The organism is Actinomadura sp. B10D3 (assembly GCF_039871695.1).
In the GTDB taxonomy this organism is placed as follows: domain Bacteria; phylum Actinomycetota; class Actinomycetes; order Streptosporangiales; family Streptosporangiaceae; genus Spirillospora; species Spirillospora madurae.
This window is the reverse complement of record NZ_JBDPLY010000025.1, coordinates 100,292-114,500: the sequence shown is the minus strand read 5'-3', so window position 1 is coordinate 114,500 and position 14,209 is coordinate 100,292. Positions and strand designations below refer to the sequence as shown.

Below are 14,209 nucleotides of genomic sequence, written 5' to 3'. Positions count from 1 at the left end.
ACCTGATCGGCACATCACACGTGGTACGCGGACGCGCCGGGTCAGGCTTCAATGTACGTGCGCCGCGACCCCGCCGAACCGCGAGGTCGCGGTGTCGGGGCCGCCGCGGGGGCGGATCCCCGGACGGAGCGTCAGGCGGTCTCGGTCTCCTGCCCGCGCGCCGTCTTCTTCTTGTGCGGACCGATCACCATGATCATATTCCGGCCGTCCTGCTTGGGCCGCGACTCGACGAAGCCGAGTTCCTCGACGTCGTCGGCGAGCCGCTGCAGCAGCCGGTACCCGAGCTCGGGACGGGACTGCTCACGACCACGGAACATGATCGTGACCTTCACCTTGTCCCCGGCCTTGAGGAACCGCACCACGTGACCCTTCTTGGTCTCGTAGTCGTGCGGGTCGATCTTCGGGCGGAGCTTGATCTCCTTGATGACCGTGTGCGCCTGGTTCTTCCGCGCCTCACGCGCCTTCATCGCGGACTCGTACTTGAACTTGCCGTAGTCCATGAGCCTCGCGACGGGCGGACGCGCGGTGGGCGCCACCTCGACGAGGTCGAGGTCCGACTCACGCGCGATCTCCAGGGCCTTGGCGATGGGCACGATGCCCACCTGTTCGCCGTTCGGGCCGACGAGCCGGACCTCGGGCACGCGAATGCGGTCGTTGATACGCGGTTCGGCGCTGATGGGACCTCCTTGGGGCCGTTCTCAAGTTCGTTGGACCGGTCGTACCCCAAGGCTTCCACGAGAAAAGCCCCGCACGACTCGCGCACGGGGCCACCTTCGGTCTCCCAGGACGGCCGGGCCGTCCTGGGATGACGACGGGACGGGCACCGAGCGCCCGTTCGCCGGACCGAGGACCCACCGGCTTCGAGCCGGTCAGGTGGGAGGCGGCCTCCGCTTGCGCGCCCGGCACACGCCACCATCTGGTCGCGCGCACAGGGCCGGTCGGCCACCAAGACTACCACCTGGCGGAACCTGATGCGCCATACCGAATCACCCGTGCGGGCCGTGCGCCGCACAGGAGCATGCGTGGGATACGCCTCATGTCCCAACGCCCCGGAACGTCCAGGGATTCCCGGTCCCGGCGGCGGGCCGCGCGGGGTGACGGTGTTCTGGCGCGGCCGGTCTCTCGGCGTCCCGGGCACCGGCTTGTTACGGTGGAGCGGAGACGGCCCGGTGGAGCCCGGCACCAGGGAGGTAGTCCCCGCGATGCCCTCGGTCGAGGCCGGCGCCGCCGGCCCCCTCACCGCTTTGTCACCGATCGCGCTGCAGTTCGCCCAGAAGGCCTTCATCGTGTCCGGCGGGCGGCTGCTGATGGTCCGCAAGTCGGCGGCCGACCCGTTCCATCCCGGCCGCTGGGAGGTTCCCGGCGGGCGGCTGGAGACCGAGGCCGACCTCGACCTGGACGACCACGTCCGCCGCGAGGTGTGGGAGGAGGTCGGCCTCAAGATCGATCCCGGGCCGCCGTTCCACCTGTGGCAGTGGTTCATGCCGGGCACCGGTCCGGGCGGCGGGCAGATCCGGGTGGTGGCCGTCGCGCGGCGCTGCCGGCCGGTCACGCTGGACGCCACGCTGGAGAACCAGGACGGGGGAGACCATCTGGACGGCTGCGCCTGGGTGCCGCTCGGCGAGGTCGGCGGCTACGACCTCATCCCGAGCCTGCGGCCGGTGATGCGGGCGTTCCTGAACCCGGCGGGCTGACCCGGCCCATGCTCCCGTCCCGGTCGCCCGCCGAGTGGCCGGGCCTCGGCGGGGCTGCGGAACGGCGCTTCCGCCTCTTCGTGGTCGGGGACGCCGGGATCGAGGTCCGCGCGTCGCTCCCGGACGTGCGGTTCGCCGATGTGCGCGCCGACCGGCTCACCTACGCCCCGGCCGAGGCCATGGTCGCCGGGACGGCGGTGAACCTGGCCCGATGCGCGACGGAGTACTTCCGCGAGGTCGGGGTGCTGGCCAAGGTCGGCGACGACGGCTACACGGCGGTGATCCGCGAGGAACTGCGCCGGCTCGGCGCGGGCGACCACCTGCGCATCGAGCGCGGTGTCCCGAACGGGGTGTCGGTGATGCTGCGGGACCGCCCCCGCGACGGAGGTGCCGGTGTGCGGCTGCTGGTCGTCCAGGACGAGCCGCCGGGGCGGCGCCTCACCCCCGCCGACGTGCGCACGGCCGCGACCGGGATCGAGTGCGCCGACGTGCTGGCGCTGGACGGGTACTCGCTGCTGTCCCCGGTCTCCCGGGACGCGCTCCTCGAGGCGGTGCGCGTGGCCCGCGCGGCGGGCACGCGGGTCGCGTTCGATCTCGTCCCGCACGACGTGGATGCGCGGCTCCCCGCGTCCGCCGTGCTGCCGATGCTGGAGTCGGCGGACCTCGTCATCTCGGAGGTGCACACGCTCGCGCGGCTGCTGGGGTGTCCGGCGCCTTCCCGCGGACGTGAACTCAGGGCGCTGCTTCCGGTGATCGACGAGGCCGTGCGAGGCCGTCCGCTGTGGCTGCTGCGGTTCGGCGCGACGTCCCTGGAACGCGTGCTCGCCCACCAGAGGGGTCGGTCGGCGCTGGAGTACCCGACCGGCTACACCACCGGTGTGGAGCGCGCGGGTTTCGGTGACCGGATGGCGGCGTGCGAGCTCTACTGGTGGCTTTCGGGCGGCTGACCCCCGTCCGGCAGGGCGGCCGCCGCGGCGCGCATCGCCGCGAGGGTCCGCAGGAAACGGCGCCTGCTGGGGGGCAGCCCGAACGTCTCCTGCCAGCGCCACGCCGTCCGTTCGCCGGGAGCCGTCACGGCCCAGCGCAGGAACTGGCTCCGCACACCGTCGCCCGGATGGACGGTCGCGAGCCCGTTCTCCTCGACCAGCAGGTAGGACCGGCCGGTGCGGAAGCAGGCCCGCAGGGCCGCGTGATCGGCCGGGGTCCCGGGACGTCCCTCGCGCTCGACCACCGCCCGCACGCCCGGTGTCCCCGGCATGAGGTGCCAGTGCGCGTGGTCGATGCAGGCGCCGCCGCCCTGCGGGGTCGCCGGGCCGTGCTCGAATAGGAGCAGCTCGCCGGTGCCGTACGCCTCGCGGTAGAGACGGGCGAGGCTGTCCCGCCACCGCAGTGCGCGCCGCCACATCTCCGGGCCGAAGTCGCCCGCGCACTGGTGGTGGTCGCGGGTCACCAGGAGCACGTGCCCTTCGGCCAGCGGCGCGACGTCCGGGATCAGGAGGAAGCCGCGGTCGGCCGCGATGACACCCGACTCACCGGGCAGCCCCGCCATCGCGTTGAACCGGAACCGCAGCGGCGGGCACAGGACGCACTCGTGACCGGCCTCCTCCACCACCGTCGGCTCGGCCACGCCTCCTCCAGCTCACGGACCCGCTGACCTCGTCCTCCAGCGTTCCCGGGGCGCCGCGGCGAAGAACCCGCGGGGTACAAAGCCTGGCCCCGCGGGAACACCTTGAACGAAGGCACCATCGTGAACCAGACACCTCCGCTCCCCGCACCGGCGCACGGCGCCGACACCCCCGTCATCGACATGGCCGTGCTCGCGACCAGGCTGAACGAGTCGCTGGACGTCCTGCGCGACACCTACGCGCCCGCGCTCGGCACCGGCGGGGGCTGGTACCACGAGCTGGCCCGGCCCGAACCCGGCACGACCGCGACCGCGCTCGGCCTGCTGGCGTTCGTGGAGACGGGGCGCACGTTCGAGTACTTCGACGAGGGGCTGGCATTCCTCGCCGACCGGCAGACCGCCTCCGCGGATCCGCTGCGGGACGGCGGCTGGGCCACCAAGACGAGCCTCGGCATCCCGGTGGTCGAGGCGACCGGCTGGATCGCGCGGTTCCTGGCCCGCGCCCGCTGCGACCTGCGCGACGACGCCCCCGACCTCAAGCGCGCCTACCACTGGCTGCTGCACAACCAGAACCCGGACGGCGGATGGGGCTCGCTGCGCGGCTGCCCGTCCCGGGTGTGGCTGACCTGCCTGGCGCTGCGCGCGCTCAGCCAGCTCAACCCCTACGACCCCGCGGTGGACCGGGGCGTGGAGTGGCTGACGGCCGACCGGACCGCGCACCGTCCCGCGTGGGGACCGACGCAGGCGTCCCGTCCCACCGTCACGCACACGGCGTTCGCGCTGGTGACGCTCGCCGAGGCGCGCCCCGGGCTGCGCACCGAGCGGCTGCTGGACGCCTACGACTGGCTGCTCGCCCACCTCGATCCGGGCGACGACCACACGTGGATCGAGACCTACGACGTCTCGCCGCACGGGACCGGGTCCGAGCCGGTGTGGCGCCTCGCCCTGTGGCACTACGGGCTGCCGATCGCGCTCACCGCGCTGCTGCGCGATCCGCGGGGCCCGCACGGCCCGGTCGTCGCCCGCGCCTTCCGGACGCTCGTGCGCGGAGAGATCGCCGACGCGCGCTGGAACGGCTACCCCGGAAGCGGGCGGACGTCGCTGTGGACGCTGTGGTGGCGCCTGGAGACCCTGATCGCGCTGTCCCGGCTCCCGCTCGCCGGGAACGCCGACGTCCTGCACTGGCTGCCGGACGCGACGGTCGTGCAGCGCTCCCACGCGCGGGAGCGCCCGCTGGCCGACCTCCTGCCGCGGCGGCGGCTCATCGACCCGGCCGGGCTCGTCCGGCGGCACTGGGCGGCGTGCCTGCTGAGCATGGTGTGCGCGGGCAGCCTGCTGGGCGTCGGCGCGGGCCTGTGGGGGTGGAAGGACTTCTGGCTGAGCGTGATCCTGCCCATCATCCTCACCAGCATCGACGAGTCGGTGAAGCGGCGCCGCACCCCGCGGGCCCCGCCACCCTGACCGGCGCCCGCGCCGGCCTGAGCTCCGTCCCGGGCGGGGCTCAGGCCCGGCGGGCCAGCTCGGCCTCGCCCGCGGCGCGCATCGCGGCGACGGGCACGTCGTCGCGGCCGGTCATCAGCTCCACCTGCCGCACGGCCTGGTGCAGGAGCATCGCGAAACCACCGACCACGGTCCCGCCGGCCCGCCTTACCGCCGCCGCGAGCGCCGTGGGCCACGGCGCGTACACGACGTCGAACAGGGCGGCGGCGGACGCCGCCACCGGCTCGGCGAACGCGTCGCCCGCGCGTCCGGGCAGCGTCGACACCACCAGCTCCGCGGGCAGGTGCGCGGGCACCCGGTCGAGCGGGACGACGCGGACCGCCAGCCCGGACCGCTCCCCCACCTCGGCGGCGCCGGCGGCCCGCTCCGGCGTGCGCGCCGCGAGCACCGCCTCGCGCGTCCCGAGCCCGGCGAGCGCTGCGAGCGCGGACGCCGCGGTGGCGCCGCCGCCCAGCACCAGCGCCGACGCGGGCGCCTTCACGCCCGCCTCGGCGAGCGCCGCCTCGATGCCGTACACGTCGGTGTTGTCGCCGTGCCGGCGCCCGTCCCGCAGAAGGATGGTGTTCACGCCGCCGACGTTCACCGCCAGGTCCGACACCGTGTCCACCAGGCTCAGCGCGACGCGCTTCAGCGGCATCGTCAGCGACAGCCCGGCCCACTCCGGGCCGAGCCCGCCCAGCAGTTCGGCCAGATCGTCCTCGCCGCATTCGAAGGCGTCGTAGGACCACGCGTCCAGCCCCATCGCCGCGTACGCCGCCCGGTGCAGCACCGGCGACAGCGAATGCGCGATCGGTGATCCCAGGACAGCCGCACGGCGGCGGGCCGTCTCCTCCGTCACTGGCCCGGGTGCGCTTTCTGCCAGGCCCGGAACTCCTTCTCGATCGCCTGCCGCTCCGGCTCCGTCGTGGCGAACTTGGTGATCTTGTTCGTCGGGTCGGTCGCGATGAAGTACAGCCACGTCCCGTCCTTCGGCGCGAGCGCCGCCTCGATCGCGTCGGGTCCGGGGTTGGCGATCGGGCCTGGCGGGAGCCCCTTGTTCGTGTAGGTGTTGTAGGGCGAGTCGACTCTGAGGTCCTCGTTGGTCACGGTGAGGGTGCGCTTGTTGAGCGCGTACAGCACCGTGGTGTCGAACTGCAGCGGCATGCCCTTCGCCACCCGGTTGTAGATCACCCGGCTGATCTTGGGCAGGTCGCTCGGCTTGCCGCCCTCCGCCTGGATCAGGCTGGCGAGCGTGATGACGGTCGCGGGGCTCATCTTCGCCTCGCGCGCCTTCGCGACGAGGTCGACGCTGGACGCCTCCTGGTTGAACCGCCCCACCATCTGCTTGAGGATCTGCGCGGCCGTGCCGTTCGGGTCCAGGTCGTAGCGGCCCGGGTAGAGGTACCCCTCCACCCTGCCCTTCGCGTACGAGGGCAGCCCGAGCCCCTGCGGCTTCTTCGCGGCGGCCTGGAACTCCTTGACGGAGATGCCGGTCTTCTTCGCCAGCAGCTCGAAGACCTCGATGGCACGCCGGCCCTCGGGGATCGTGATCTGGTTCCCCGCCCGCGACTTCGGGTCGAGCAGCAGCGCCATGGCCGCGGCCGACGACATCTTCAGCCGCATCTGGTAGAAGCCCGGCTGGATGCTGGAGGCCTTCGTCTCCTTGTTGTAGGCCTTCACGAACGCGCGGGAGCTCTTCACCACGCGATGCTCCTCCAGCGTCGCGCCGATCACCGAGCCGCTCGCGCCGTCCTTGATCTGGACCGTGACCTTCCCGGCGCCCTGGCCGTCGTAGTCCGGCGGATGCCACTTGTTGTCGAGCCACGCGTAGCCGAGGACGCCGCCGGTGCCGAAGACCGCCACCAGGAACGCCATCGCGAACAGGGCGGCAGCCCGGCCGTTGCGCCGGCGCCGCTTCTGCTTCTTGCGGACGCGCCGCTGCTCCCGCCTGCCGGGACGTTCGCCTGGCGGCGGCCCGTCGCCGTACGGATCCGAGAACAGGTCCAAATCGTTCATGAGCTCCCCCGGACGATCTCTCCTGGGGGGCGTCCCGTCAACCGCTCCGCGTCGAGCGCGGCCTGCAGCAGGACCGCCGCGGCGGCCTGGTCGACGACTTTGCGCCGGGCCTGGCCGTGCACTCCGCCGGCGCGCAACCCGCTTTCGGCGGTCACCGTGGTGAGCCGCTCGTCGTGCAGCCGGACCGCCTCCGGGGGGAGCCGGTCGGCGAGCCGGGCGGCGAACCGGCGCGCGGCCTGCGCCGCCGGCCCCTCCCGTCCCGACAGCGACGTGGGGAGGCCGACGACGACCTCGATCGCCTCGTGCTCGGCGACGAGCTCCACCAGCCGGTCGATGTCGCCCTTGCCGCTCTTCACGGTCTCCAGCGGGGAGGCGAGGATGCCGCCCGGATCGCAGCGGGCGACCCCCACCCGCACGCTCCCGACATCGACGCCCAGCCGCACGCCCTGCCTCACGACCCCGCCCCCGTCCGGCGCGGCCGCCTGTCCATGCCCCGTCGTGCCGGCCTCACGCGGCCCCTACGGCTCGCTCGACGGCGGCGAGGGCCTCCTCGACGGCGCCCGGGTCGGCGCCGCCTCCCTGCGCCAGGTCGTCCTTGCCGCCGCCGCCTCCGCCGAGGGCCTTGGCCGCGAGGCCGACGAGCGCGCCCGCCTTGAGGCCGCGGTCGCGGGCCCCCTCGGTGACGGCGACGACCACGACGGGACGGTCCTTCGGCACGCCGGCGACCATCACGACCGCGGGCTTGGCCATGAGCCGGCCGCGGACGTCGACGGCGAGCCTGCGCAGGTCGTCGGCGCCGGTGCCGTCCGGGGCGCGGTGGCTCGCGAACGCGATGCCGTTCACGTCCTTCGCGGACTCGGCCAGCGACCCGGCGATCGCGAGGACCTGCTGGGCGCGGAGCTTCTCCAGCTCCTTCTCCGCGTCGCGGAGCCGCCCGACGACCCCGGAGATGCGCTCGGGCAGCTCCTCCTTGCGCGCCTTCATCTGCTCGGCGAGCTGCGCGACGAGCACGCTCTCGCGGGCCAGGAACCGGAACGCGTCGATGCCGACGAGCGCCTCCACGCGGCGGACCCCGGCGCCGATGGACGACTCGCCCAGCACCTTGATCAGGCCGAGCTGCCCGGACCGGGCGACGTGGGTGCCCCCGCACAGCTCGCGGGAGTAGTCGCCGACCTCGACCACGCGGACCTCGTCGCCGTACTTCTCGCCGAACAGCGCGAGCGCGCCCATCGCGCGGGCCTCGTCGATCGAGGTGTGGAAGGCGCGGACGTCCAGGTCGCCGATCAGCACCTCGTTGACCTCGTCCTCGACGTCCCGGAGCACGCTCGGCGGGACCGCGCCGGACGCGGTGAAGTCGAACCGGAACCGGCCCGGGGAGTTCTCCGAGCCGGCCTGCGCGGCGGACTCGCCGAGCGTCCGGCGGAACCCGGCGTGCACCAGGTGGGTCGCGGTGTGCGAGCGGGAGATCGCGCGGCGCCGCTCGACGTCGACCTCGGCGTAGGCGGTGTCGCCGGCCTGCGCCTCGCCGCTGCGGACGCGCCCGCGGTGCACGATGAGCCCGGCGAGCGGCGCCTGCACGTCCGTCACCTCGATGACGGCGCCGTTGCCGAGCCGGATCACCCCGTGGTCGGCGAGCTGGCCGCCGCCCTCGGCGTAGAACGGGGTGCGGTCGAGGACGACCTCGACCTCGGTGCCCTCCCCGGCCGCCGGCGCGTTGGCTCCGTTGACCAGCAGCCCGACGAGGCGGGCGTCGCCGGCGAGGCTGCCGTACCCGGTGAAGTCGACGCTGCCGCCGGCGCCGGTGAGCAGCTCGTCCAGGACGGAGACGTCGAGGTTGCCGGTCTTCTTGTCGCGGGCGTCCTTCTTGGCGCGGTCCCGCTGCTCCTTCATGAGCCGGCGGAAGCCCTCCTCGTCCACCTGGAGGCCCTGCTCGGACGCCATCTCCAGGGTGAGGTCGATCGGGAAGCCGTAGGTGTCGTGCAGCTTGAACGCCTGCTCGCCGGCCAGCGTCCTGCCGCCGCCGCGCCGGGTCTCCTCCACCGCGGTGTCGAAGATCGCGGTGCCGGTCCGGAGCGTCTGGAGGAAGGAGTCCTCCTCGGCGTCGATGACGGTGTGGATGTTCGCGGCGGTGCGCACCAGCTCCGGGTACTGCTCGCCCATCGCCTGGACCGCGACCGCGGTGAGCTCGTGCATGAGCCCGGCGTCCTGGCCGCCGAGGAGCCGCAGGTTGCGGATGGAGCGGCGCAGGATGCGGCGCAGCACGTAGCCGCGGCCCTCGTTGCCGGGACGGATGCCGTCCGCGACCATCATCGTCCCGCTGCGGACGTGGTCGGCGACGACGCGCAGCGACACGTCGGCGCGGTGGTCGCGGCCGTAGGAGGTGCCGGTCAGGTCCGCGGCGCGGTCGAGGACGCGCCACAGGGTGTCAGTCTCGTAGATGTTGTCGACGCCCTGCAGGATCGCCGCCATGCGCTCCAGGCCCATGCCGGTGTCGATGTTCTTCGCGGGCAGGTCGCCGAGGATCGGGAAGTCGGTCTTGCTCTCCCCCGGGCCCCGCTCGTACTGCATGAAGACGAGGTTCCAGACCTCCAGGTAGCGGTCCTCGTCGGCGACCGGGCCGCCCTCGCGGCCGTACTCGGGGCCGCGGTCGTAGTAGATCTCCGAGCAGGGCCCGCACGGCCCGGGGACGCCCATCGACCAGAAGTTGTCCTCCATGCCGCGCCGCTGGATGCGCTCGAGGGGAACGCCGACCTTGTCGTGCCAGATGTCCTGGGCCTCGTCGTCGTCGGTGAAGACGGTGACCCACAGCTTGTCCTCGGGGAACCCGAAGCCGCCGTCCTGCCTCGGCCGGGTGAGCAGCTCCCAGGCGAACGGGATCGCCTGCTCCTTGAAGTAGTCGCCGATGGAGAAGTTGCCCAGCATCTGGAAGAACGTGGCGTGCCGGGTGGTCTTGCCGACCTCCTCGATGTCCGGCGTCCGCACGCACTTCTGCGCGCTGGTCATCCGCGGGGACGGCGGGGTGCGCTGGCCGAGGAAGTACGGCTTGAACGGGACCATGCCGGCGTTGACCAGCAGCAGGGTCGGGTCCTCGGCGACCAGGCTCGCCGAGGGCACCACCGTGTGCCCGCGCTCCTCGAAGAATGCGAGGAAGCGGCGTGCGACCTCTGCCGACTCCATATCAGTGGCCATCCTTGTCGTTTTCGATGATCGTGTATCGCGCCTTGAGCACCCGGCGGGGCCGGGGACCCTCGGCGTCCGGCGGTTCCTGGTCCATGCGGACGGCCTCGCGCAACTCCTCTTCACGGGCACGCATCTCGGTACGCACGTCCGCGGCGAAATGCCTCAACCGCTCGCCGGCGCCCTGCCCGGTCGACACGGCCCGCGCCGCGACGCCCTCCGGGGACCAGGTGCGCGCGAACCGCTCGACGCGCCGCTTGACCCGGTGCGAGACGTAGACGCCGGCGCCGGCGCCGACCGAGAGCCAGAACAGCCGCTTCATCTGCGTCCCCTACCCGAGGACCGCGCCTGAAGCTCCGGCTTGCCGGAGTGGGCCCGGCCGTCGCCGTCGCGGCTGCCGAGGGCCTTGCGGACACCGTAGGAGAACGCGGCGGCCTTCACCAGCGGCCCGCCGACCACCGACGTCATCACGGTGGTCACGGCCGAGACGTTCTGGGTGACGCCGGCGACCTGCTTGGTGATGACGTCGGTGCGGCCGAGCTGCTCGTTCGCGCGCTGCACGGTCCGGGTCATGTCCTCCAGCAGCGGGCCGGCCTGGTCGCCGATGTCGTGGACGACCTCGCTGGCCTCGCCGAGCAGGCGGGAGAGCTTCAGCAGGGTCAGCGCGATGAACGAGACGAGCACCGCCCAGAACACGGCCACGATGAGACCTGCGACCTGTCCACCAGTAAGCATCAGGGCTTTCCGTTCGCGTGAGTCCGGCCCGGGGCCGGGCATGGCTTGACAGACCTTACCGTTACGCCACGCCACTTGGCGGGAGCACCGGCCGGTGGGGATCCATCTTCACCGGTCCGCGGCGCCGCGCAGCACGGACCGGATCCGCGCGAGCACCTCGGTGAACCGGGACTCGGCTCCGTGCCTGGTCGGGCGATAGTACTCCCGTCCGTCCACGGTGTCGGGGGCGTACTGCTGCTTCACCACGCCGCCGGGGTGGTCGTGGGCGTACTTGTAGCCCGCCCCGTGCCCTATCTTCGCGGCGCCCTTGTAGTGCGCGTCGCGCAGATGCCCGGGGACCGGGCCCGCGAGGCCCTGGCGGACGTCGCCGAGCGCCCCGTCCACCGCCATGACCACCGCGTTGGACTTGGGCGCCAGGGACAGGTGGATCACCGCCTGGGCCAGGTTGATGCGGGCCTCGGGCAGCCCGACGAACTCCACGGCCTGCGCGGCGGCGACGGCCGTCTGCAGCGCCGTGGGGTCGGCCATGCCGACGTCCTCGCTGGCGTGCACGATCAGCCGCCGGGCGATGAACCGGGCGTCCTCGCCGGCCTCGATCATGCGGGCGAGGTAGTGCAGCGCCGCGTCCACGTCGCTGCCGCGGATGCTCTTGATGAACGCGCTGATGACGTCGTAGTGCTGGTCGCCCTCGCGGTCGTAGCGGACGGCGGCCCGGTCGACGGCCTTCTCCAGCACGTCGGCGTCGATCGCGCCGCCGTCCTCGACGACGAGCGACGCGGCCTCCAGGTAGGTGAGGGTGCGGCGGGCGTCGCCGCCGGCGAGCCGGATGAGGTGGTCCTCGGCGGCGGGGTCGAGGGTGACGGCGCCGCCCAGGCCGCGTTCGTCGGCGAGCGCGCGGCGGACCACCTCGCGCAGGTCGTCCTCGCCGAGCGGCTCCAGGGTCAGCAGCAGCGAGCGCGACAGCAGCGGGCTGATGACGGAGAAGAACGGGTTCTCGGTGGTGGCGCCGATGAAGGAGACCCAGCGGTTCTCGACGGCGGGGAGCAGGGCGTCCTGCTGCGCCTTGTTGAAGCGGTGCACCTCGTCGACGAACAGGACGGTCTGCCGCCCGGTCATGCCGAGCTCGCGCCGCGCGAGGTCGATCTCGGCGCGGACGCGCTTGACGCCGTCGCTGACGGCGGAGATCTCCACGAACCGGCGGGACGTGACGTGGCTGACGACGGTGGCGAGGGTGGTCTTGCCCGTGCCCGGCGGCCCCCACAGCACGAGCGACATGGGCACGTCGCGGTCGACGAGCTGGCGGATCGGCGTGCCGGGGCCGAGCAGGTGGCTCTGGCCGACGACCTCGTCCAGCGCGCGGGGACGCATCCGGACGGCGAGCGGCTGGGCCGCGCCGCCCGGGGCGGGCGCGCCCGATGGCGGGACGGCGCGGCCCGCGGGCCGCGCCGTCCCGCCGGTCTCCGGGGCGTCGAAAAGGCCCTCCGGCTCGCCCGATTCAGCCATGCTGGTCACGCTCCGACACTATCTCGCGGCGCGGACATTCCCGGATGGGAACCCGGGGCCGGCGCCCGGCGTTGGAACAGCCCGGAAGGCGCGTACTGGAGCGTGACGGTGTCAGGTTCGACCCCACGTGGGCGCCACGGGCTGGCCGGTCTGCTCGTGGCGCTGTTCGTCGTGGGCGGGCTGATCTTCAGCTACGGGCTCGGGCACGGGGCTCCGGCGCGAGTGTGCACCCAGCACGCGGTGAGCGTCCCCGTCAGCACCGTTTCCACCGGCACCGGCCACGCACAGCAGGGGGACGGGGCCGGGCCGTCCAGTGGCGCCCACGGCCTCGTGAGCGCGGTGCTCGCCGAGCCGGAGAAGCCACCCGCGCCCGCGCCGATGGACGCCTGCCTGTGCCTGGCCGTGCTCCTGTCCCTGCTGCTCCTCGGGCTGGCCGGCGGGTTCCGCCGGCCGCTCTCGCGTCTGCCGGCACGCGCCGGCTGGGCGCTCGCGCCGCCGCCCGGTGCCTCGGCCGGGGCGGCGTGCGCCCCCACCCTCCAGGTCCTCCGGCTGTGACGGACCGGCCGTAAGGCCGCCGCACCGCCGTGTCGCCCTCTGCGCGATACGGCGCTGCCCTCATGTCCGTATCCGCAGCACCAGTGAGAGGACCGCTCTCATGTCCAAGAGCACCCGTGTCAAGAACGCACGCGACAACGACAGCGCCCGCGCTGAGAACGCTCCTAAGAAGAACGCCCCCAAGAAGAATGCTCTGACGCAGCGCGAGGTCCCCTGGGGCGGCATCGCCTTCTTCGGTGTGATCGGCCTGGTGGCCGTCATCGCCATCGGGTACGCGTTCATGCAGACCAGGACGTCGTCCGCCGACTCACCGTCCATCTCCGGCCTGGTCACCAAGGACGGCCTGAGCAGCGACCACGTCTCCGGCACCGTCGCGTACGACTTCGACCCGCCCATGGGCGGGGACCACAACCCCGTCTGGCAGAACTGCGACGGCCGCGTCTACGACGCGCCGCTGCAGAACGAGAACGCCGTGCACTCCCTGGAGCACGGCGCCGTGTGGATCACCTACCGTCCCGGCCTGGCGGCCGACCAGCTGGAGGCGCTCAAGACCAAGGTGACCGGCACCGACTACACGCTGCTGAGCCCGTACCCGTCCCAGGACTCCCCGGTCACGCTCACCGCTTGGGGAAGGCAGCTCAAGCTCCAGAACGCCACCGACGCCCGGATGGACGCGTTCCTGCGCGCCTTCGTGAAGGGCCCCCAGACGCTCGAGCCGGGCGCGCCCTGCGACGGCGCCAAGGACACCGCGTGAGCGGGAGCACCGCGGCGCCGCGGGGTCGGCGGGTCACCGTCGTCCTCGCGGCGCTCGTCCTGCTCGCCGGCGCCGTCCTGGTGGCGATGGCCGTCGCGCGCTCCGGCCGTCCGGGAACCGACGGCCCGGAGGCCGGGTTCGCCCGCGACATGAGCGCCCACCACGCCCAGGCGGTGCGGATGTCGTTCATCGTCAGGGACCGGACGGACGACGCGGAGGTCAGGCTGCTCGCCTACGACATCATCAACACCCAGTCCGTCCAGATCGGCATGATGACGGCCTGGCTGGACGAATGGGGCCTGCCGCAGGCGGAGCCGTCCGGGCGGATGCGCTGGATGTCCGGGCACGGCGGCCACCGGGGCGGCGGGGACGGCGCGATGCCGGGCATGGCGACGCGCGGGCGGCTCGCCGACCTGGAGAAGGCGTCCGACCGCGCCGCGGAGGTGCTGTTCCTGCGGCTGATGACCGCTCACCATCGGGGCGGCGTGGCGATGGCGCGGGCGGTGCTCGCCCGCACCGGCCACGACCGGGTCCGCCGGCTGGCCGGGACGATGGTGAAGGGCCAGGAGGCGGAGATCAGGCGGATGAACACCCTGCTCCGGGCCCGCGGCGCCGCCGCGGCGTGATCCCGGACAGGCGACCTTCGCGATAGCGCTTGACAGCGGGGACGGT

The 14,209-nt window shown here is 73.2% G+C and carries 15 protein-coding genes; 6 read left to right on the top strand and 9 right to left on the bottom strand.

Annotated features, from left to right (window positions below; all coding sequences use genetic code 11):
- Nucleotides 1-131: 131 nt before the first annotated feature.
- A complete protein-coding gene (infC, locus tag ABGB11_RS30695; protein ID WP_081842914.1) occupies nucleotides 132-677 on the bottom strand; it encodes a translation initiation factor IF-3 in 546 nt (181 codons plus the stop codon).
- 525 nt (nucleotides 678-1,202) lie between these two features.
- Between infC and ABGB11_RS30690 the strand changes: the two genes are divergently transcribed.
- Nucleotides 1,203-1,694 (top strand): NUDIX hydrolase, encoded by a 492-nt coding sequence (locus tag ABGB11_RS30690; RefSeq protein ID WP_347638475.1) that lies wholly within the window; start codon nucleotides 1,203-1,205, stop codon nucleotides 1,692-1,694.
- 8 nt (nucleotides 1,695-1,702) lie between these two features.
- Nucleotides 1,703-2,641, top strand: a complete 939-nt coding sequence (locus ABGB11_RS30685; RefSeq protein WP_347638473.1) for a PfkB family carbohydrate kinase — start codon at nucleotides 1,703-1,705, stop codon at nucleotides 2,639-2,641.
- Here the strand turns inward: ABGB11_RS30685 and ABGB11_RS30680 are convergent.
- Entirely contained in the window at nucleotides 2,617-3,321 is a 705-nt protein-coding gene (locus tag ABGB11_RS30680; RefSeq protein ID WP_347638471.1) for a hypothetical protein, read from the bottom strand. The two genes, ABGB11_RS30685 and ABGB11_RS30680, sit on opposite strands and share 25 nt — an antisense overlap.
- Before the next feature lie 120 nt (nucleotides 3,322-3,441).
- On the opposite strand from ABGB11_RS30680, the gene ABGB11_RS30675 reads away from it, so the two are divergent.
- Nucleotides 3,442-4,779: a prenyltransferase/squalene oxidase repeat-containing protein gene (locus ABGB11_RS30675; protein WP_347638469.1), complete on the top strand. Its 1,338-nt coding sequence runs from the start codon at nucleotides 3,442-3,444 to the stop codon at nucleotides 4,777-4,779.
- 40 nt (nucleotides 4,780-4,819) lie between these two features.
- Here the strand turns inward: ABGB11_RS30675 and ABGB11_RS30670 are convergent, their stop codons facing one another.
- From ABGB11_RS30670 to ABGB11_RS30640, 7 genes are all read right to left on the bottom strand, one after another.
- A complete protein-coding gene (locus ABGB11_RS30670) occupies nucleotides 4,820-5,656 on the bottom strand; it encodes a shikimate dehydrogenase (protein ID WP_347638467.1) in 837 nt (278 codons plus the stop codon).
- Nucleotides 5,653-6,813 carry an endolytic transglycosylase MltG gene (mltG, locus tag ABGB11_RS30665; RefSeq protein ID WP_347638465.1) on the bottom strand — a complete coding sequence of 387 codons (1,161 nt, stop codon included), beginning with the start codon at nucleotides 6,811-6,813 and terminating at the stop codon, nucleotides 5,653-5,655. Before mltG ends, ABGB11_RS30670 begins: the two co-directional genes overlap by 4 nt.
- Complete coding sequence (ruvX, locus tag ABGB11_RS30660) at nucleotides 6,810-7,268, bottom strand: Holliday junction resolvase RuvX (protein ID WP_075024412.1); 459 nt, start codon at nucleotides 7,266-7,268, stop codon at nucleotides 6,810-6,812. The genes mltG and ruvX overlap by 4 nt, the downstream gene beginning before the upstream one ends.
- 52 nt (nucleotides 7,269-7,320) lie before the next feature.
- Nucleotides 7,321-9,990: an alanine--tRNA ligase gene (gene alaS / locus ABGB11_RS30655; RefSeq protein WP_347638463.1), complete on the bottom strand. Its 2,670-nt coding sequence runs from the start codon at nucleotides 9,988-9,990 to the stop codon at nucleotides 7,321-7,323.
- A gap of 1 nt (nucleotide 9,991) precedes the next feature.
- A complete protein-coding gene (locus ABGB11_RS30650; RefSeq protein ID WP_021599233.1) occupies nucleotides 9,992-10,312 on the bottom strand; it encodes a hypothetical protein in 321 nt (106 codons plus the stop codon).
- Nucleotides 10,309-10,725, bottom strand: a complete 417-nt coding sequence (locus ABGB11_RS30645; protein ID WP_347638461.1) for a DUF948 domain-containing protein — start codon at nucleotides 10,723-10,725, stop codon at nucleotides 10,309-10,311. The genes ABGB11_RS30650 and ABGB11_RS30645 overlap by 4 nt, the downstream gene beginning before the upstream one ends.
- 108 nt (nucleotides 10,726-10,833) lie before the next feature.
- Nucleotides 10,834-12,093, bottom strand: a complete 1,260-nt coding sequence (locus ABGB11_RS30640; RefSeq protein ID WP_347638527.1) for a replication-associated recombination protein A — start codon at nucleotides 12,091-12,093, stop codon at nucleotides 10,834-10,836.
- A gap of 243 nt (nucleotides 12,094-12,336) precedes the next feature.
- Here ABGB11_RS30640 and ABGB11_RS30635 point away from each other — a divergent pair, with 243 nt between their 5' ends.
- The 3 genes from ABGB11_RS30635 to ABGB11_RS30625 all read left to right on the top strand — a co-directional run bounded on the left by ABGB11_RS30635 (nucleotide 12,337) and on the right by ABGB11_RS30625 (nucleotide 14,163).
- Nucleotides 12,337-12,783 (top strand): hypothetical protein, encoded by a 447-nt coding sequence (locus ABGB11_RS30635; protein ID WP_347638459.1) that lies wholly within the window; start codon nucleotides 12,337-12,339, stop codon nucleotides 12,781-12,783.
- A gap of 100 nt (nucleotides 12,784-12,883) precedes the next feature.
- Nucleotides 12,884-13,537 (top strand): DUF3105 domain-containing protein, encoded by a 654-nt coding sequence (locus ABGB11_RS30630; RefSeq protein ID WP_347638457.1) that lies wholly within the window; start codon nucleotides 12,884-12,886, stop codon nucleotides 13,535-13,537.
- Complete coding sequence (locus tag ABGB11_RS30625; RefSeq protein WP_347638455.1) at nucleotides 13,534-14,163, top strand: DUF305 domain-containing protein; 630 nt, start codon at nucleotides 13,534-13,536, stop codon at nucleotides 14,161-14,163. The genes ABGB11_RS30630 and ABGB11_RS30625 overlap by 4 nt, the downstream gene beginning before the upstream one ends.
- Nucleotides 14,164-14,209: the final 46 nt, after the last annotated feature.

Excerpts from the sequence above, each read along its gene's own strand:
- ABGB11_RS30690 (WP_347638475.1), top strand. The coding sequence starts at position 1,203 with ATGCCCTCGGTCGAGGCCGGCGCCGCCGGCCCCCTCACCGCTTTGTCA.
- ABGB11_RS30685 (WP_347638473.1), top strand. The coding sequence starts at position 1,703 with ATGCTCCCGTCCCGGTCGCCCGCCGAGTGGCCGGGCCTCGGCGGGGCT.
- mltG (WP_347638465.1), bottom strand. The coding sequence starts at position 6,813 with ATGAACGATTTGGACCTGTTCTCGGATCCGTACGGCGACGGGCCGCCG.
- alaS (WP_347638463.1), bottom strand. The coding sequence starts at position 9,990 with ATGGAGTCGGCAGAGGTCGCACGCCGCTTCCTCGCATTCTTCGAGGAG.
- ABGB11_RS30650 (WP_021599233.1), bottom strand. The coding sequence starts at position 10,312 with ATGAAGCGGCTGTTCTGGCTCTCGGTCGGCGCCGGCGCCGGCGTCTAC.
- ABGB11_RS30645 (WP_347638461.1), bottom strand. The coding sequence starts at position 10,725 with ATGCTTACTGGTGGACAGGTCGCAGGTCTCATCGTGGCCGTGTTCTGG.
- ABGB11_RS30640 (WP_347638527.1), bottom strand. The coding sequence starts at position 12,093 with ATGCGTCCCCGCGCGCTGGACGAGGTCGTCGGCCAGAGCCACCTGCTC.
- ABGB11_RS30630 (WP_347638457.1), top strand. The coding sequence starts at position 12,884 with ATGTCCAAGAGCACCCGTGTCAAGAACGCACGCGACAACGACAGCGCC.